Source organism: Colwellia sp. BRX10-9 (assembly GCF_014077405.1).
Taxonomy (GTDB): Bacteria; Pseudomonadota; Gammaproteobacteria; order Enterobacterales; family Alteromonadaceae; genus Colwellia_A.
The window spans coordinates 1-323 of the sequence record NZ_JACGVV010000132.1; the positions used below are offsets into that span (position 1 = coordinate 1).

At 37.5% G+C, this 323-nt stretch carries 1 tRNA gene; it reads right to left on the bottom strand.

Annotation, left to right across the window (positions count from 1 at the left end):
- Positions 1 to 209: 209 nt before the first annotated feature.
- Positions 210 to 285, bottom strand: a tRNA-Lys gene (locus tag H4J69_RS19755).
- Between the last annotated feature and the right edge of the window lie 38 nt (positions 286 to 323).

Genomic DNA, 323 nt, shown 5'->3' on the forward strand with positions numbered 1-323 from the left:
TGAACCTTCGAGCTAATCGGCTTAACGGTTAAAAGCCTCGGCTTTTTGTTGTTTACTATCTGACTTATAAATTTGGAAATTAATTATTTAAGAAGTGGTCGGCCGTGAAGGATTTGAACCTTCGAGTTAATCGGCTTAACGGTTAAAAGCCTCAGCTTTAGTTTTTGTACTATCTGACTTATAAATTTAGAAATTAACTATTTAAGAAGTGGTCGGCCGTGAAGGATTTGAACCTTCGACAAATTGGTTAAAAGCCAACTGCTCTACCAACTGAGCTAACGGCCGACATATAAACTGTGGTGTTGAGAATCATCATCAACTAA